Raw genomic sequence first — 16,755 nt, forward strand, 5'->3', positions numbered from 1 at the left:
TATGGAATACATCGCCGTTCTTCTCCCGTCCCTCGTGGTCGGGCTGCTGTTCTGGTTCGCGATCCGCGCATTGCTGAATGCGGACCGTTCCGAGCGTGAGGCGCTGGCCAAGGCGGAAGAAGAGTGGGACGCCAAGGCAAAGAATAACAACGGTGAATCCGGTGGGACCGGGAATAATTCGGGTACTGACTAATCCGGATTATTGACTCGGTGAAACGATTCGGACATACTCTAGTGCGGGGGCGCAGCCAATACGGGTCGTAAGACCTGCTTAAACCACCACACGATGGGAGCCATACTCCATGGCACAGCGAGTCAAAATCATTCTTGTCGACGACGTCGACGGCGGCGTAGCCGATGAAACCATCCGCTTCGGGCTGGATGGAAACAACTATGAGATTGATCTCTCCGCTGAAAATGCTCAGAAGTTCCGGGGCGCTTTTGAGGAATACATCACTGTCGCCCGTCGGGTGACCAGCACCACCCGCACTCCGAAGCGCGCCGCGGCGAAGGGGCAGGACACCGCCCAGATCCGCAAGTGGGCTCAGGAGAACGGCTACAAGGTCAGCTCCCGCGGCCGCGTGCACGCCGACATCATTGAGGCGTACCACAAGGCCAACAGCTGATTTCAGGAGAGCTACGGTTTCGCGGCCGGTCCGGACTTCCCAGTCCCGGGCCGGCCGTTTCCGTGTCCGCGCAAGACGGGTGATTCCCCCTCTGGCGAACACGCCCCACAAGCCGCTGGTCCGCACGTAGCATCTAATTACGTCGTATCTGAGGAGTGTGGCGAAATGTTTGAGAGATTCACGGACAGAGCTCGCCGGGTAGTCGTCCTTGCACAGGAAGAAGCCCGGCTGCTCAACCACAATTACATCGGGACCGAGCACATCCTGCTGGGCCTCATCCACGAGGGTGACGGCATCGCCGCGAAAGCGCTCGAGTCCCTGGGAATCTCGCTTGACGGCGTCCGCGAGCAGGTCCAGGAGATCATCGGCCAGGGCCAGCAGGCGCCGTCGGGTCACATCCCCTTCACCCCGCGTGCCAAGAAGGTCCTGGAGCTGTCTCTGCGTGAGGCCCTCCAGCTCGGCCACAACTACATCGGCACCGAGCACATCCTGCTGGGCCTCATCCGCGAGGGTGAAGGCGTCGCCGCGCAGGTGCTGGTCAAGCTGGGCGCGGACCTCTCCAAGGTCCGCCAGCAGGTCAACCAGCTCCTGACGGGTTACCAGGGTGGCAAGGAGACCGCCGGCGCCGGCGTGGGCTCGGGCCAGCAGGAAGGCACCCCGGCCGGTTCCGTGGTGCTGGACCAGTTCGGCCGCAACCTGACCCAGGCCGCGCGGGAGAACAAGCTCGATCCGGTGATCGGCCGCGAGCACGAGATGGAACGCGTCATGCAGGTCCTCTCGCGCCGCACCAAGAACAACCCGGTGCTGATCGGTGAGCCCGGCGTCGGCAAGACCGCCGTCGTCGAGGGTCTCGCCCAGGCGATCGTCCGCGGGGACGTGCCGGAGACCATCAAGAACAAGCAGCTCTACACCCTGGATCTCGGGTCCCTGGTGGCGGGCTCGCGGTACCGCGGTGATTTCGAGGAGCGCCTGAAGAAGGTCCTCAAGGAGATCCGCACCCGTGGCGACATCATCCTGTTCATCGACGAGATCCACACCCTGGTGGGTGCGGGTGCCGCCGAGGGCGCGATCGATGCCGCCTCGATCCTGAAGCCGATGCTGGCCCGTGGTGAACTCCAGACCATCGGCGCCACCACGCTGGACGAGTACCGCAAGCACATCGAGAAGGACGCCGCACTCGAGCGCCGCTTCCAGCCCATCCAGGTGGCGGAGCCGAGCGTGGAGCACGCCGTCCAGATCCTGAAGGGCCTGCGCGACCGCTACGAGGCGCACCACCGCGTGAGCATCACCGACGGCGCCCTCGAGGCCGCCGCCACGCTCGCGCAGCGCTACATCTCGGACCGCTTCCTGCCGGACAAGGCCATCGACCTGATCGACGAGGCCGGAGCCCGTCTGCGCATCCGCCGCATGACGCCTCCTGCCGAGCTCAAGGAGATGGACGTCGCCATCGAGGCGGTCAAGCGGGAGAAGGAATCCGCGATCGACGCCCAGGACTTCGAGGGCGCCGCGGCACTGCGTGACCGTGAGCAGAAGCTCGTGACCGAGCGTCACGAGAAGGAAGAGGCCTGGCGCAACGGCGGTCCGGATGAGATCGCCGAGGTGGATGAGGAACTCATCGCCGAAGTGCTGGCCAACTCCACGGGCATCCCGGTCTTCAAGCTGACGCAGGAGGAGTCCAGCCGTCTGCTCAAGATGGAGGACGAGCTGCACAAGCGTGTGGTCGGTCAGGACGACGCCATCAAGGCGCTGTCCCAGGCCATCCGCCGCACCCGTGCCGGCCTCAAGGATCCGAAGCGCCCGGGTGGCTCGTTCATCTTCGCCGGCCCCACCGGCGTCGGCAAGACCGAGCTGGCCAAGGCTCTCGCGGAGTTCCTGTTCGGTGACGAGGACGCCCTCATCACGCTGGACATGTCCGAGTACTCGGAGAAGCACACCGTGTCGCGGCTCTTCGGAGCGCCTCCCGGATACGTGGGCTACGAAGAGGGTGGCCAGCTGACGGAGAAGGTCCGTCGCCGTCCGTTCTCCGTGGTGCTGTTCGACGAGGTGGAGAAGGCCCACGCCGATCTCTTCAACTCGCTCCTGCAAATCCTGGAGGACGGTCGCCTGACCGACTCGCAGGGCCGCGTGGTGGACTTCAAGAACACCGTGATCATCATGACCACGAACCTCGGCACCCGGGACATCTCCAAGGGCGTCATGACGGGCTTCCAGTCCGGCACGGACACCAAGACGGGCTACGACCGGATGCGGGCGCGGGTCACGGAGGAGCTCAAGCAGCACTTCCGCCCCGAGTTCCTGAACCGTGTCGATGACGTCGTGGTCTTCCCGCAGCTGACGCAGGAGGAGATCATCGAGATCGTCGACCTGTTCGTCACCCGCCTGGAGAGCCGTCTGAAGGACCGGGACATGGGCATCGAGCTCACGCCCGCCGCCAAGGTCCTGCTGGCCACCCGCGGCTACGACCCCGCGATGGGTGCCCGTCCGCTCCGCCGGACCATCCAGCGCGAGATCGAGGACCAGCTCAGCGAGAAGATCCTCTTCGGGGAGCTCAAGGCCGGGGACATCGTCCTGGTGGACGTCGAGGGCGAAGGCGACGAGGCGAAGTTCACCTTCGCCGGCACCGCCAAGCCCACGGTCCCGGAGCTCGCTCCGAGCGCCCATGGCGACAGCAGCGCCGGGGAGCTGGGCAGCGGAGCCGCCTGAGGCTCGCAGCACCGTGTGTGACTGAAGGCCGTGTGTGACTGAAGGCCGGCGACGGCGGGGAGACCCGCCGTCGCCGGCCTTTCGCATGCCCGGATGTCCACCTCTTCCCTCGTGAGTCCGCTATGGAGGTGGTGAGTCCGCTACATCATGTAGCGGACTCACCACCTCCATAGCGGACTCGGCCCCGAAGAACGGCTGCGGGCGGCGGTGTCCACCCTGCGTCGCACGTTCAACCCGAGCCGGGGGCAAGCCCTACGATGGAGGAATGCCAGCAGCCGACTTCACGCTCCGCCCCGCCCGCACCTCCGACGTCCCGGGGATCAAGCGACTCGTGGCGCCGCTGGCTGAGGAGCGCATCCTCATGGCCAAGGAGACGGTCGCCTACTACGAGGGCATCCAGGAACTGCGCGTCGCCGAGTCCTCCGAAGGGGAGCTGATCGGCTGCGGCGCACTCCACGTCATGTGGGAGGACCTCGCGGAGATCCGCACCCTCGCCGCCGCGGACAGCTGGCGGGGCAGGGGAGTGGGCCACGCTCTCGTCAAACGCCTCCTGGACGAGGCCCGTGCGCTCGGGGTCAGCCGCGTGTTCTGCCTGACCTTCGAGGTCGACTTCTTCCAGCGCCACGGATTCGAGGTCATGGCGGATCAGAGCGCCGTCGATCCGGCCGTCTACGCGGAGCTGCTGCGCTCCCATGACGAGGGCGTCGCCGAGTTCCTGGACCTCGCCAGGGTCAAGCCCAACACCCTGGGCAACACCCGCATGATCCGCCGCCTCTGACCTTCACGGACAACCCCCAGGGGGGTTCCGGCCCGCCCCTCTACCGTGCCCCGGGCACTGGTAGTAGGGTCACAAAGAGGCGCTCCGAGACAAGGCAGGTAGTCCCATGAAAAAGCTCATCAATGACCCGCGCGCAGTGGTGGAGGAGGCCGTCGAAGGATTCGGCCTGGCCCACCCCGATCTGGTGACCGTGACCGCGGACCCGCTCTTCATCACCCGCAAGGACGCGCCGGTGGCCGGCAAGGTGGGACTCGTCTCCGGCGGCGGCAGCGGGCACGAACCGCTGCACGCGGGATTCGTCGGACTCGGGATGCTGGACGCCGCCGTTCCGGGCGCCGTCTTCACCAGCCCCACCCCGGACCAGATCCTCCCGGCGACCCTCGCCGTGAACTCGGGCGCCGGCGTCGTGCAGATCGTCAAGAACTACACCGGTGACTGTGCTGAACTTCGAGACCGCCGCCGAGCTCGCCCAGGCGGAGGGCGTGGATGTGCGCTCGGTCCTGGTGAACGACGACGTCGCGGTCGAGGACTCGCTCTACACCGCCGGCCGCCGTGGTGTCGGCGGCACGGTGCTGGTGGAGAAGATCGCCGGCGCCGCCGCGGAGCGGGGCGACTCACTGGACGCCGTCGAGGAGATCGCCAACCGCGTCAACCACAACGTCCGCACCATGGGCGTCGCTCTCAGCGCCTGCACCGTCCCGCACGCCGGGGTTCCGAGCTTCGACCTGGCCGAGGACGAGATCGAGATCGGCATCGGCATCCACGGCGAGCCCGGCCGGCACCGCATCCCGCTCGAGAACGCCGACGCCATCACCGCACGGCTGTTGTCCCCGGTCCTGGAGGACCTCCAGGCCGCGCCGGGCCAGAAGGTCCTGCTGTTCGTGAACGGTATGGGCGGCACCCCGCAGAGCGAGCTCTACATCGTCTTCCGGGCCGCTTCCCAGATCCTCGCGGACGCCGGGCTCGAGGTGCAGCGCAGCCTGGTGGGGAACTACATCACGGCGCTCGAAATGCAGGGCTGCTCCATCTCCGTCCTGAAACTGGACGAGGAGATGGTGGAACTCTGGGATGCGCCCGTGCACACCGCGGCACTCCGGTGGGGGGTCTGACCGTGACGCAGACGCTCGACCTCGCCTGGGCCCTCGACTGGCTGCGCCGCTCGGGCGCCGTGCTCGCGGAGAACCGCATGGCGCTCATCGAACTGGACCGGGCCATCGGGGACGCCGATCACGGGGAGAACATGGACCGTGGATTCACGGCGGCCCTGGCCAAGCTGGAGGAGCAACCCCCGGCGACTCCCGGCGCTGCCCTGAAGTCGGTGGCCATGTCCCTCATGTCCAAGGTGGGCGGCGCCGCCGGCCCCCTCTACGGGACGGCGTTCCTGCGTGCGGCCACGGCCCTGGGCGACGCGGAGGAACTCGACTCCGAGGCTCTGGCCGCCGCACTGGCGGCCGCTCGCGACGGGATCGTGGCGCGAGGCAAGGCCGAACCGGGGGACAAGACCATGATCGACGCCTGGACGCCCGCCGTCGAGGCCGCTCAGGCCGCAGTGGGGGAGAGTCCCGCCGAGCTCCTGGACCGTGCCGCGACCGCCGCCGAGCAGGGCGCCGCCGCCACGGAGCCGCTCGTGGCGCGCAAGGGCCGGGCCAGCTATCTGGGCGAACGGAGCGCGGGCCATCGTGACCCCGGCTCGCAGTCGACGGCTCTTCTGCTCCGGGCGGCCGCTGACGCCGCGGCCGCCGCGTCCTGACCGCTCCTCGCTGAGGTCCGCGGACCCGAGCCGTTCCGGACCCGAGCCGTTCCGGACCCGAGCCGTTCCGGACCCGAGCCGTTCCAGACATGGTCCGGACGGTTAGAATCAAGCCTGCGGCCCGCCTCGGCGCGCCGCTCCCTGGCGCCCTCCGGGACCAGGTCCACCTCGCTCGTCACGCCGGAAGGGTCCCCATGACTGTCGGAATCGTCGTCGTCTCCCACAGCATCAAGATCGCGGAGGGGGCGTGTGAGCTGGCCGCTCAGATGGCCCCGTCGGTGCGTCTCGAGGCGGCCGGCGGCACCGACGACGGCGGGCTGGGCACCAGCCTGGAGAAAGTGATGTCCGCGGTCGAGGCGGCGAATTCCGGCGAGGGTGTGGTGATCCTCTGCGATCTGGGCTCGGCCGTCATGGTGGCCGAGAGCGCCGTGGAATTCCTCGGCACGCCGCAGGACGTCTCGCTGGCCGACGCTCCGCTCATCGAAGGCCTGGTCGCCGCGTCGGTCGCGGCTCAGGGCGGTGCCGGAGTGGCCGCGGTCAAGGCCGCCGCCGAGTCCGCGCTGGCGCAGCAGGTCCAGGCCCGCATCGACGACAGCACCGCGCCTCCCGTACGCCCCCGCGCCGTCGCCGAGGACGCCGACGAGGCTGTGTCCGTGGGCGGAGCGATCGTCGAGGACTTCGAGGTGCTCAACCAGCTCGGTCTGCACGCCCGCCCCGCCGCGGTGCTCGCCGGGTACCTCGGCGGCCTGGACGTGGAGGTCGACATCAACGGCGCCGACGGCCAGTCCGTCATGATGCTCATGACCCTCGCCGCGGGTCAGGGAACGGTGCTGCACGTGCGCGCGAGCGGCCCCGACGCCCGCCGTGCCATGGATTTCATCGCCGAACAGTGCCGGACGGGTTTCGGCGAGCTCTGACGCTGTACCCCTTTCCATCGACTGCTCCATAGGATGCTGTTTCCCGTCGATTTCGGGGGAAGAGAGCATCCTATGGAGCAGTCGATGGGTTAAGTCGACGGGTTAAGCCGACGAGCTAAAGGGTGACGCCCGCGTCGCTTTCGGTGGCCAGACGGTCCTTGAGCAGGCCCGCCAGGCAGCGCTCCAGCTGATCCGCCGGAGCCTGGAGACGGTGCAGGGCGTCGAGCTTACGGAAGACGCCGTCCGGGCCTCCCCATGCGAGGTCGACCGACGCCGCATCCCCGTCCCAGCCTTCCGGTCGCGCCAGGAAGAGCTCACGGGGCACCGGTGCCCCGGCTTCCCGCAGGACGGCCATCATCGCGCCGCGGACCTGCCGGTCGGTGCCGTGCCAGGACTGGCCTTTCGGGGTGTATTCGGGCTCGGGGCGGCCGGCCGCGAGCCACGCGCATTCCGCGGCGACGGGGCACTCCTCGCACTTAGGGGCCCTCGCGGTGCAGACCAGGGCGCCCAGCTCCATGACGGCGGCGTTCCACGTCACCGACTCGGCCCGGTCTTCGGGCAGGAGCTGCTCCGCCAGCCGGGCTTCCGCCGCCGTGAACGCCGGGGCCGGCAGGGCGGACCCGGTGAAGAGGCGGGCGTGGACCCTGCGGATGTTGGTGTCGACGACGCTCTCCCGCCGGCCGAACGCGAACGCGGCGATGGCCGCGGAGGTGTACGTGCCGACGCCGGGGAGCGCCTGGAGGGCTTCGCGCGTGTCCGGCACGGCGCCGTCGTGCTTCTCGACGATCGCGACGGCGGCCGCATGCAGCCGCTGCGCACGGCGGGGGTATCCGAGGCGGCCCCAGGCGCGGACGGCTTCGGAGACGGGTTCGGCCGCCAGATCCGCAGGCGTCGGCCAGCGTTTCATCCACGCCTCCCAGACGGGGAGCACGCGCACCACGGGGGTCTGCTGGAGCATGAACTCGCTGACCATGATGCCCCACGGGCTGCATCCCCGGGAGTGAGGGAGGGCGGTCCGCCACGGGAGGTCGCGGCCGGCCGCCAGGAACCAGTCCTCGATGAGCTGGGCGGTCTTCCGCTTGAGGCTGTCGCTGGGGTACGTCGTCATGGCGGAATCCACTGTATCGCCCTCGCGTTCCCGGAGCGGCCCGGCGGCGTGCACCCAGGCTCACTGGGTAGGCTTGGAGGTATGGCACGGCAGGGTGTGAGCACAGGCAAGGGGACGCGGCGGAAGGTCAGTCCCGCCGTGTACCGGCGACGGCGCGTGGTGGTCCTCGGCGCATTGATCGTGGTCCTGGCACTCGTGGCCTGGGGTGTTTTCGGACTCATGTCCCTCATGAAGGGCCCTGCCGGACCCGCCGTGGCGGCGACCGGCACCGAGACGCCGGCGGTCACGCCGCCTGCGACGTCGGCCAGTCCGTCCGCACCCGCAACCCCGGTCTGCGATGAGGGCCGCGTAAAGGTGACCGCGACCACGGACAAGAAGGTCTACGGTCCCAAGGAGAACCCGGTGCTGACCCTGAAGGTCACCAACGAGGGCGCCGTCGCGTGTCCCATCAACATCGGCACGTCCCAGATGGAGTTCCTCGTCTCCAGCGGTCAGGACCGGATCTTCAACTCCCGCGACTGCATGGACAAGCCGAACGATCTGAAGAAGACCCTGGCGCCCGGCAAGAGTGAGAGCGCCAACTTCGTGTGGCAGCGCAACCGGTCGGTCGAGGGATGCCAGCTGATCACGACGAAGCCCGGTGCGGGCGGTGCCACGTACGTCTTCCAGGCGACGCTGGGACAGCGCACCAGCGACAAGGCCATCTTCCAGCTCGGCTGAGGCCCTGCCGGGTTCCAGTCCGGGTCTAGATGTAGCGGTCCAGCAGGCTCGATTCGGCCATGCGGGACAGGCCCTCGCGGACGCTGCGGGCACGCTGCTCACCGATGCCGTCCACCTGCATGAGGTCCTCGATCGTGGCGGCCATGAGGTACTGCAGCCCGCCGAAGTGCTCCACGAGGCGGTCGGCGACGGCGCCGGGCACCGCTTTCAGCCCGGAGAGCAGGCGATAACCGCGCGGCTCGACGACGGCGTCCGGTGACGCTTCGCCGCCCGCCCCGGCGATGATCGCCGCGATCCGGTGCGGGTCCACGAGGTCCTGTGCGCTCAGTTCGCGCAGCGCCGCGACGGCCTGCTCGATGTCCTCGGCGGAGGCGTCGGAGCCGGCGTAGTCCCGCAGGATCACCTCGCTGCCCGGGCCGCGGCCGGCGGTGAGCTCGTCGAGCTGCAGGGCCAGAAGGCGTCCGTCCAGGCCGAGCTCCAGGACCAGCTGGGAGATCTCCTCGGAGATCCGGCGCACCATCTCCTGGCGCTGCAGCGTGACCGCGACGTCCCGGACGGTCACCATGGCTTCGATCTCCAGGGAGGAGAGGGCCGCGGTCACCTGGTCCAGGCGGGAGCGGTAGCGTTCGAGCGTGGCGAGGGCCTGGTTGGCGCGGGCGGAGACCTTTTCAGAACCTTCCAGCACGTGGCGCAGGCCGTTCACGTACAACGCGATGATCTGCATCGACTGGCTGACCGAGATCACGGGGAAGCCCGTCTGCTTGGCCACCCGCTCGGCGGTGCGGTGCCGGGTGCCCGATTCGGAGGTCTCGATGCTCGAATCCGGGACGAGCTGGACCCCCGCGCGGACGATGTGGCGGGCGTCCTTGTCGCAGACGATCGCGCCGTCCATCTTCGCCAGCTCGCGCAGGCGGGTGGGGGAGAACTCGATCCCGATCTCGAAGCCGCCCGAACAGATGGAGTCGACCGTGCGGTCCGAGCCCAGCACGATCAGCGCGCCGGTGCGTCCGCGGAGGATGCGCTCCAGGCCGTCACGCAGGGCGGTGCCGGGTGCGACGCGGGCCAGTGTCGCCGTGAGCGTCTCTTCTGGTGTGCGGGCCATGCTGACAGTTCCCTTCAGGCGTCCGGGCCGGGGCTTTGCGGCCCGGCTCCAAGAGCCGTTGGACGATCTGCATCGCGGCGCACACAAAGTGCACCTTCCACGGCTGACACCATCATAGGGTCCAGAGGGGCCGTCTTCCGCATCAGGACGCCGGAAAGTGCCCCGTGGAGCCTTGCATCGGGAGCGCGGAAAGTGGCCTTTTCGGCGCTGTGCGGATCAGGCGGTTTCGGCCAGCACGGTCTCGATCCGGCCGAGCACGCCGGGCCAGCCGTGGCCCATTCCGTCGAGCGCCTGCCGGCCCGCCGGGGTGTCCAGGCGGAAGCCCGCGTGCTCGAAGTGCAGCACGGTTCCGTCGGCCACGCTTTCCAGTCGCCAGGTGATCGTGGTGTCGAGGACGCCCTCGGCGAAGAGGATCGTGAGGGACCGGCCGGGCTCGACGGCGAGGACTTCGCAGCGCTGTTCGCCCCAGTGAGCCATGTCGAGCGTGAAGCGGTGGCCGACGACGGGCGCGATGTCTCCCGCGGCCCACCAGCGGGCGAGGCGTTCCGGCGTCGTGATGGCTTCCCAGACGCGCTCGATCGGGTGCGGGAAGTGGCGTTCGAGACGGATGGCGTTCTCGGCGGTCTCGGGGTTCTCAGTCATCATCGGTCCGTTCTGTGGGGTGGTGAGGGGTGTCGTGGGCGGGGGCTGCTCGGTGCGGCGCGGGGTCTGTGTCCGCGGGCGCCCCGGCGTCGAGGAGGGATCCCAGGTCGTCGAGGCGGCGGTTCCAGTAGTGCTCGTACGGCTTGAGCCAGTCGCCCGCCTGCTCCAGCCCGTCCGGTCGCAGGTGATACACGCGGTTCCGGCCCCGGCGCTCCTCCCGGACGAGGCCGGTCTCGCGCAGCACGGCGAGGTGTTCGGAGGCGGCCGAGCGGCTCAGTGCGAGCAACCCGGTGAGCTCACCGGCCGTAAGCGGTCCCACGCGCAGGGCGTCCAGCATCCTGCGCCGGGCAGGGTTGGCGAGAGCGCCGAAGACGTCGGGAAGCACGACCCCAGGATATGTCGGAAATATCCGACATATCAAGTCCTTCAGCAGGCTTGTGTGCTCAGTTGTTGCGGGTCGCAGGCGCCCGAACCCGCAACAACTGAGCACACAACGGCGGGCACGCAACAACTGAGCACACAACGACCGGGCGCGCGACGACGACGGCGGGCCGCGGAAGGCTGCATTTCGGGCGCGTGCATAATGGCGGGAAAGGTCGGCCGAGAGGACTTGGGATGTTTGATCGTTTCCGCGCACTGTATGCCCCGCTCCGGGAGGAAGGTCCGGCGGGTTCTGCTTGGTTGCACGAACGGCTCACCACGGTTCCGGGGTACACCGATTTCGCCGCGGAGTTCGCGGGGGCGACGTTCGATGGGGGTCTCTACCGGGTCCACGACGACATCTCTGGTCCGCAGGCCATGGAACTGATCGGGGATGCCTTTCCCGAATGCACCCATCGCGTCGTCCCGTTCGGCTATGACTGGCTTGGAAATCAGTTCGCCGTTGACTACGGCCGAATCGTGGAGGGGCAGCCTCAGGTGCTCCTCTTCGTCGTGGGAACAGGCGAGGCGCTGAGGATCCCCGTGTCGTTCACCGCATTCCATGAGGAAGAAGTCGTTGACGATTCAGAAGCCGCATTGGCCTCCGAATTCTTCTACACCTGGTCGGCTCCCAACACGGACACCCTGCCGCTGCGCCGCGATCAGTGCTTGGGGTATCGGATCCCGCTGTTCCTCGGGGGTCAGGACGAGGAACGGAATCTTGAGATCACCGACCTGGAGGTCTACTGGTCCCACACGGGCCAACTGCGCGTCAGCACCTTGGACCTGCCACCCGGGACCTCGATCCAGGGAGTCAAGAGGGCCGAATAGTCTCAGCCACTGGCGCCCGGATACCCACTCGCCCTCACCCGTGGAACAGCAGCTCCAGCGCCTGCGCCAGGTGCTCCACTTCCTTCACGGTGAAGCCGTCCGGCACTGGGCCCGGGCCGTTCGGGCTCGACGGCACGATGGCGTGCGTGAAGCCGAGCCTGCTCGCTTCTTGGATGCGCTTATTGATGCCGGGCACGGGGCGGACCTCGCCGGCCAGGCCCACCTCGCCGAACGCGATCAGGCGGCTGGACAGGGCCTTGCCGGCCTTGGCGGAGGCCACGGCGAGGGCGACGGCCAGATCTGTGGCGGGTTCGCTGAGTTTCACGCCGCCCACGGTGGCCACATAGGAATCGTCCTTGTGGAGCTGGCAACCGGCGCGCTGCTGGAGCACCGCCAGGAGCATCGACACCCGGGAGGAATCCAGGCCGCTCGTCGCGCGGCGGGGCTGGGCGTTGGGGGAGGTGGCGAGAAGGGACTGCACTTCGGCCACGAGAGGACGGCGGCCCTCGAGAGTCACGGTGATGCAGGTCCCGGACACCGGCTCCTTGGTCCGCGAGACGAACAGACCGCTCGGGTCCGCCAGACCCTCGATGCCGTCTTCGTTCAGATCGAAACAGCCCACCTCATCCGTGGGCCCGTAGCGGTTCTTCACGGCGCGGATGAGCCGCAGCCGGGAGTGACGCTCGCCCTCGAACTGGCACACCACATCCACGAGGTGTTCCAGGAGGCGCGGCCCGGCGATCGAGCCGTCCTTGGTCACGTGGCCCACCAGGAGCGTGGTCATGTTCCGTTTCTTGGCCGCGGCGATGAGGGACGCCGCCACCTCCCGCACCTGGGAGACGCCGCCCGCGGATCCCTCCACCTCCGGACTGCTCAGGGTCTGCACGGAGTCCACCACCAGAAGCCGCGGCTCCACCCGTTCGACCTGGCCCAGAGCTTGCGAGAGGTCCGTCTCGGCGGAGAGGTACAGGGTGTCCGCCACGGCGTCGATCCGCTCGGCCCGGAGCTTCACCTGCGCGGCAGACTCCTCGCCGGTCACGTAGAGGACGTCCTGGCCCGTGCGGGCGAAGCGTGCCGCGACGTCCAGGAGCAGGGTCGACTTGCCGACACCGGGCTCGCCGGCCAGGAGGATCACGGCGCCCGGCACGAGGCCCCCGCCGAGCACCCGGTCCAGCTCGTTCACGCCCGTGGGCAGGAACGCCGCCGCGGCGGCGTCCACCGAGGCGATCGGGAGCGCCGGCTCCAGGACGGTGGCGGCCGCCGTCGTGCGGGCGACCGTGGCGCCGGTCTCCACGACCGTGCCCCACGCCTGGCACTCACCGCAGCGGCCCACCCACTTGATGGTGGTCCAGCCGCATTCGGTGCACTTGTATCCCGGCGCCTTGCTGCCACGGGTGGTCTTGCTTGCCATGCCCTCAAGCCTATCGGCGGGCACTGACACGAAAGCCGCGGGGCGGCCGATGTGGAAAACCCCGGGGATCAGAGATCCGGCAGGTAGTCCCGGGCCTCCTTGGCCTCCACGCCCGCGGTCTCCAGGAGATCCACCATGAGGGGGCGGAACAGCATGACCACCGTCTCGCCCTCCAGGCGGCTCACACCCAGCAGGCGGGGATGCAGGCGCGTGGCGATCGAGGCCAGGTCCTGCTGCGCGTCCCGCAGCGCGGAGTCGCGGCCGCGGCCGTCGTCGCCCGCATATCCCACGGCCATGAGGTCCACCGCGTCGGCGGTCTCGAACAGCACCTCCGCGATGCTCTGCGTTGCCTCATCACTCAGCGCGGTGTGATTGATGGCGCTCGTCAGGCGACGGGCGAACACCCGGCAATTGCGCAGGGCGAGATCCAGGTATTCGACCGCCTCGCCGAGCTGGGAGACCTCGGAGCGGTGCCGCCGGTACAGCGGGGACATGGTCGTGACCTCGCCGGAGGCCCGCAAGGTCATCCGCAGGGCGTCCAGACCGGGCTGGCAGTTCCGCGCGCGCACCAGGGCGTGCCAGGCCAGGGTCGAGTCGTTGTCGAGGAGGCTCTTCCCGCATTCGCGCAGCACTTCGGAGGTCTGCTGGAGCGTCGAGCGCAATTGCAGCCGTGGCTCCTCGCGCGGATCCCGGGGGGTCAGGAACGTCACGAGCAGGGCGAACACCCCGCCCACCACGGCGTCGAGGCTCCGGGTGAACGGCCCGCCCGCGGGGGCCGGGAGCAGCACCACCAGCAGCGATTGAAGGCCGAGCTGCGTGGCGAAGATGGCGCCGCTGTCCAGGAAGCGCGCCAAGAGGATCGAGAAGAGCAGCACGACGGCGGCCTGCCAGATCCCCGAACCGAGCCAGTGCAGCAGGACGTCTCCCACCGCGATGCCCAGCGTGCACCCGAGGCCGACTTCCAGCACGCGGCGTAGACGCGTGCCCCGGGCGAAACCGAGAGCGATCAGCGAGGACGTCGCCGCGAACAACGGCCCCCACATGCCCCAGAACGAGCTCGGCGAACGTGTACGCCCCCACCGCGCAGAACGTCATCTGCAGTGCGGGGATGAGCGATTCACGCATGCGGATGACGCCCGTCGTGGCGCGCTCCTTCGCTTCCCTGCCGATCGGCTTCACACCGCCCAAGCGCACCATGGGCTCAGTCTATTGCGGAGCCGACGACGGCGCTCGGCGGCCGGCCGTTCACGTCGCCGTGGCCGGTGGTTCAGGAAGTGTCCTTACGGCGTGCGGCAGGCCAACGCAATGCGGCCCGGCCAGAAGTCACGGACTATCCACGGCCGGTTAACCTCTCGTTCACCTTTAACCGCGGATCCCTTTACCTCGGCTCTTTAGTTTCGTTGAAGGTACAAAGGTACGCATCGTCGGCAGGACCGTCACGCACCCGATCGGGGCGGAAGGCAGAGTCCGGGCCGACGCGACATCAGGACCCTGAAAGGGAACATTGTGAAGGCTCTCCGCTTCGGCCGCCATGCGGCACTCGCAGTCGTCGCAGCAGGCGCTCTGGCGCTGACCGCTTGCGGCTCGGACAACGCGACCGGCAACACCACGGCTGCCCCCAGCAACAACGGTCCCAAGGTCACCGGCACCCTGACCGGCGTCGGCGCCTCCTCGCAGGGTGCGGCCATGGATGCCTGGAAGACCGGCTTCGCCGGCGCCAACCAGGGCGCCAGCGTGCAGTACTCCCCGGACGGCTCCGGCGCGGGCCGTAAGGCCCTCCTGGACGGCTCCGCCCAGTTCGCGGGTTCCGACGCTTACCTGAAGGACGAGGAGTACGCCTCCTCCAAGGAGAAGTGCGGCCCCAACGGCGCCATCAACATCCCGGTGTACATCTCCCCGATCGCCGTGGCCTTCAACCTGCCGGACGTCAAGGAGCTCAAGCTCGACGCCGACACCACCGCCAAGATCTTCCGCGGCCAGGTCTCCAAGTGGAACGACGCGGCCATCGCCAAGCTGAACCCGGGCGTCACCCTGCCCGACCTCAAGGTCACCCCGGTGAACCGCTCGGACGACTCCGGCACCACCAAGAACTTCACGGACTACCTGTCCGCCGTGGCTCCGTCGGTCTGGACCGACAAGGCCGATGGCGTGTGGCCGTCTTCGCTCAAGGGTGAGAACGCCAAGGGCACCTCCGGTGTGGTCAAGACCGTCACCGACACCCCCGGCGCCGTGACCTACGCGGATGACTCCGCCGTCTCCGGCAAGCTCGGCGTGGCCTCCATCAAGGTCGGCGAGAGCTTCGTGAAGCCGAACGCCGAGGGCGCCGCCAAGGCCGTCGAGACCGGCAAGTCCGTGGAAGGCCGCGCTCAGGGCGACCTCTCCCTGAAGATCGACCGCAAGACCACGGACTCCGCGGCCTACCCGCTGACCCTGGCCTCGTTCCACATCCTGTGCACCACCTACAAGGACCAGGCCACCGTGGACCTGATCAAGGCGTTCGAGAACTACGTGGTGAGCGACGCCGGCCAGCAGGCCGCCGCCGACGCCGCCAAGTCCGCGCCGCTGAGCAAGAGCCTTCAGGAGAAGGCCAAGGCCGCGATCGAGCAGATCAAGGTCAAGGGCTAGCATTCCCCGCCCGGGAATGACGGGTTCCCTGTCCAGAGCATTCTCCCCGACGTCGTGGGAACCGGGTTTCACACCCGGCGACCACGGCCCGGGGACGCGGAAGGCCTGGACAGGGAACTTTGCCGTTACCCACCCGATCGGGGAATCCGGCTGGGCCGGGACACCCGCACTGGACTGGAAGGCAGTTAAGTGAGCAGCAACACCATGACCGAGTCATCGGCCGCAGGACGGGCCGGCGACAAGGTCTTCTCCGGAGCCACTCTCGGCGCCGGGATCCTGATCCTCCTCGTCCTCTTCGGTGTGGCCGCATTCCTGGTCGCGCAGGCGATCCCCGCGTTCGTGGCCAACCCGGCCGACATCCAGGGCGGTGCCGGATTCTGGGCCTACATCTGGCCCATCATCATCGGCACCCTGATCGCCGCCGCGATCGCCCTGGTCATCGCGACCCCGGTGGCCATCGGCGTCGCGCTCTTCATCTCGCACTACGCCCCGCGCCGCCTGGCCTCCGCCCTCGGGTACGTCATCGACCTCCTGGCGGCCATCCCGTCCGTGGTCTACGGCGCCTGGGGCGCGGCGTTCCTGGCCAAGGAGATCTCCCCGGCCTACGACTGGCTGGCGGACAACCTGGGCTGGATCCCGCTCTTCGCCGGACCCGCCTCGGCCACGGGCAAGACCATCCTCACGGCCGGCATCGTCCTGGCGGTCATGGTCCTGCCGATCATCACGTCCCTCTCCCGCGAGATCTTCCTCCAGACGCCCAAGCTGCACGAGGAGGCCGCACTGGCCCTCGGCGCCACGCGTTGGGAGATGGTCCGCATGGCCGTCCTGCCCTTCGGCCGCCCCGGCATCATCAGTGCCATCATGCTCGGCCTCGGCCGTGCGCTCGGCGAGACCATGGCGGTCGCCCTGGTGCTCTCCTCGGGCGCCCTGACGGCCAGCCTGATCCAGAGCGGCAATCAGACCATCGCCGCCGAGATCGCCCTGAACTTCCCGGAGGCGTCCGGCATCAAGGTGAACACGCTGATCGCCGCCGGCCTGGTCCTCTTCGTCATCACCCTCGGCGTGAACATGATCGCGCGGTGGATCATCACCAAGCACAAGGAATTCTCGGGGGCCAACTGA

The 16,755-nt window shown here is 68.5% G+C and carries 15 protein-coding genes and 2 pseudogenes; 11 read left to right on the forward strand and 6 right to left on the reverse strand.

What is annotated here, in order from left to right; translation table 11 throughout:
• Nucleotide 1 precedes the first annotated feature (1 nt).
• From QFZ52_RS15810 to dhaM, 7 genes and pseudogenes are all read left to right on the forward strand, one after another.
• On the forward strand, nucleotides 2-193 hold the full coding sequence (locus tag QFZ52_RS15810) for a hypothetical protein (RefSeq protein ID WP_307498564.1): 192 nt from the start codon (nucleotides 2-4) through the stop codon (nucleotides 191-193).
• 109 nt (nucleotides 194-302) lie between these two features.
• Complete coding sequence (locus QFZ52_RS15815) at nucleotides 303-626, forward strand: histone-like nucleoid-structuring protein Lsr2 (protein ID WP_066213296.1); 324 nt, start codon at nucleotides 303-305, stop codon at nucleotides 624-626.
• A gap of 165 nt (nucleotides 627-791) precedes the next feature.
• Nucleotides 792-3,329, forward strand: coding sequence for an ATP-dependent Clp protease ATP-binding subunit (locus QFZ52_RS15820; protein WP_307498565.1), 2,538 nt, complete (start codon nucleotides 792-794; stop codon nucleotides 3,327-3,329).
• Between the two features lie 265 nt (nucleotides 3,330-3,594).
• Entirely contained in the window at nucleotides 3,595-4,107 is a 513-nt protein-coding gene (locus tag QFZ52_RS15825) for an amino-acid N-acetyltransferase (protein WP_278267814.1), read from the forward strand.
• A gap of 106 nt (nucleotides 4,108-4,213) precedes the next feature.
• A pseudogene (gene dhaK / locus QFZ52_RS15830) lies at nucleotides 4,214-5,216 on the forward strand (dihydroxyacetone kinase subunit DhaK).
• 2 nt (nucleotides 5,217-5,218) lie between these two features.
• A complete protein-coding gene (gene dhaL / locus QFZ52_RS15835; protein ID WP_307498566.1) occupies nucleotides 5,219-5,857 on the forward strand; it encodes a dihydroxyacetone kinase subunit DhaL in 639 nt (212 codons plus the stop codon).
• Nucleotides 5,858-6,051: 194 nt separating this feature from the next.
• Nucleotides 6,052-6,774 (forward strand): dihydroxyacetone kinase phosphoryl donor subunit DhaM, encoded by a 723-nt coding sequence (gene dhaM, locus QFZ52_RS15840; RefSeq protein ID WP_307498567.1) that lies wholly within the window; start codon nucleotides 6,052-6,054, stop codon nucleotides 6,772-6,774.
• A gap of 115 nt (nucleotides 6,775-6,889) precedes the next feature.
• Here dhaM and QFZ52_RS15845 read toward each other — a convergent pair whose 3' ends face one another.
• Nucleotides 6,890-7,882 (reverse strand): A/G-specific adenine glycosylase, encoded by a 993-nt coding sequence (locus QFZ52_RS15845; RefSeq protein WP_307498568.1) that lies wholly within the window; start codon nucleotides 7,880-7,882, stop codon nucleotides 6,890-6,892.
• A gap of 81 nt (nucleotides 7,883-7,963) precedes the next feature.
• Between QFZ52_RS15845 and QFZ52_RS15850 the strand changes: the two genes are divergently transcribed.
• The gene (locus tag QFZ52_RS15850; RefSeq protein ID WP_307498569.1) at nucleotides 7,964-8,602 is read left to right on the forward strand and encodes a hypothetical protein; all 639 of its coding nucleotides are present in this window, start codon (nucleotides 7,964-7,966) and stop codon (nucleotides 8,600-8,602) included.
• A 25-nt stretch (nucleotides 8,603-8,627) separates the two neighbouring features.
• Here QFZ52_RS15850 and disA read toward each other — a convergent pair whose 3' ends face one another.
• The 3 genes from disA to QFZ52_RS15865 form a co-directional block, all read right to left on the reverse strand.
• A complete protein-coding gene (disA, locus tag QFZ52_RS15855) occupies nucleotides 8,628-9,704 on the reverse strand; it encodes a DNA integrity scanning diadenylate cyclase DisA (RefSeq protein ID WP_278267820.1) in 1,077 nt (358 codons plus the stop codon).
• A gap of 216 nt (nucleotides 9,705-9,920) precedes the next feature.
• Nucleotides 9,921-10,346, reverse strand: a complete 426-nt coding sequence (locus QFZ52_RS15860; RefSeq protein WP_307498570.1) for an SRPBCC family protein — start codon at nucleotides 10,344-10,346, stop codon at nucleotides 9,921-9,923.
• Nucleotides 10,339-10,731 (reverse strand): ArsR/SmtB family transcription factor, encoded by a 393-nt coding sequence (locus QFZ52_RS15865; RefSeq protein ID WP_307498571.1) that lies wholly within the window; start codon nucleotides 10,729-10,731, stop codon nucleotides 10,339-10,341. The genes QFZ52_RS15860 and QFZ52_RS15865 overlap by 8 nt, the downstream gene beginning before the upstream one ends.
• A 230-nt stretch (nucleotides 10,732-10,961) precedes the next feature.
• On the opposite strand from QFZ52_RS15865, the gene QFZ52_RS15870 reads away from it, so the two are divergent.
• On the forward strand, nucleotides 10,962-11,597 hold the full coding sequence (locus QFZ52_RS15870) for a T6SS immunity protein Tdi1 domain-containing protein (protein WP_307498572.1): 636 nt from the start codon (nucleotides 10,962-10,964) through the stop codon (nucleotides 11,595-11,597).
• Between the two features lie 34 nt (nucleotides 11,598-11,631).
• Here the strand turns inward: QFZ52_RS15870 and radA are convergent, their stop codons facing one another.
• Nucleotides 11,632-13,008 carry a DNA repair protein RadA gene (gene radA, locus QFZ52_RS15875; RefSeq protein ID WP_307498573.1) on the reverse strand — a complete coding sequence of 459 codons (1,377 nt, stop codon included), beginning with the start codon at nucleotides 13,006-13,008 and terminating at the stop codon, nucleotides 11,632-11,634.
• A 68-nt stretch (nucleotides 13,009-13,076) separates the two neighbouring features.
• A pseudogene (locus tag QFZ52_RS15880) lies at nucleotides 13,077-14,205 on the reverse strand (FUSC family protein).
• 309 nt (nucleotides 14,206-14,514) lie between these two features.
• Between QFZ52_RS15880 and pstS the strand changes: the two are divergent.
• Together pstS and pstC are read left to right on the forward strand one after the other, a co-directional pair.
• On the forward strand, nucleotides 14,515-15,633 hold the full coding sequence (gene pstS, locus QFZ52_RS15885) for a phosphate ABC transporter substrate-binding protein PstS (RefSeq protein ID WP_307498574.1): 1,119 nt from the start codon (nucleotides 14,515-14,517) through the stop codon (nucleotides 15,631-15,633).
• 204 nt (nucleotides 15,634-15,837) lie between these two features.
• Nucleotides 15,838-16,755, forward strand: coding sequence for a phosphate ABC transporter permease subunit PstC (gene pstC, locus QFZ52_RS15890; protein WP_373425728.1), 918 nt, complete (start codon nucleotides 15,838-15,840; stop codon nucleotides 16,753-16,755).

It is taken from the genome of Arthrobacter woluwensis, from assembly GCF_030816155.1.
Lineage (GTDB): Bacteria > Actinomycetota > Actinomycetes > Actinomycetales > Micrococcaceae > Arthrobacter_E > Arthrobacter_E woluwensis_A.

What these genes read in the sequence shown, in the direction of transcription:
- QFZ52_RS15870 (WP_307498572.1), top strand. Translation starts at nt 10,962, where the DNA reads ATGTTTGATCGTTTCCGCGCACTGTATGCCCCGCTCCGGGAGGAAGGT.
- dhaM (WP_307498567.1), top strand. Translation starts at nt 6,052, where the DNA reads ATGACTGTCGGAATCGTCGTCGTCTCCCACAGCATCAAGATCGCGGAG.
- QFZ52_RS15845 (WP_307498568.1), bottom strand. Translation starts at nt 7,882, where the DNA reads ATGACGACGTACCCCAGCGACAGCCTCAAGCGGAAGACCGCCCAGCTC.
- QFZ52_RS15815 (WP_066213296.1), top strand. Translation starts at nt 303, where the DNA reads ATGGCACAGCGAGTCAAAATCATTCTTGTCGACGACGTCGACGGCGGC.
- QFZ52_RS15820 (WP_307498565.1), top strand. Translation starts at nt 792, where the DNA reads ATGTTTGAGAGATTCACGGACAGAGCTCGCCGGGTAGTCGTCCTTGCA.
- radA (WP_307498573.1), bottom strand. Translation starts at nt 13,008, where the DNA reads ATGGCAAGCAAGACCACCCGTGGCAGCAAGGCGCCGGGATACAAGTGC.
- disA (WP_278267820.1), bottom strand. Translation starts at nt 9,704, where the DNA reads ATGGCCCGCACACCAGAAGAGACGCTCACGGCGACACTGGCCCGCGTC.
- QFZ52_RS15860 (WP_307498570.1), bottom strand. Translation starts at nt 10,346, where the DNA reads ATGACTGAGAACCCCGAGACCGCCGAGAACGCCATCCGTCTCGAACGC.
- QFZ52_RS15810 (WP_307498564.1), top strand. Translation starts at nt 2, where the DNA reads ATGGAATACATCGCCGTTCTTCTCCCGTCCCTCGTGGTCGGGCTGCTG.
- QFZ52_RS15825 (WP_278267814.1), top strand. Translation starts at nt 3,595, where the DNA reads ATGCCAGCAGCCGACTTCACGCTCCGCCCCGCCCGCACCTCCGACGTC.
- pstC (WP_373425728.1), top strand. Translation starts at nt 15,838, where the DNA reads ATGACCGAGTCATCGGCCGCAGGACGGGCCGGCGACAAGGTCTTCTCC.
- QFZ52_RS15850 (WP_307498569.1), top strand. Translation starts at nt 7,964, where the DNA reads ATGGCACGGCAGGGTGTGAGCACAGGCAAGGGGACGCGGCGGAAGGTC.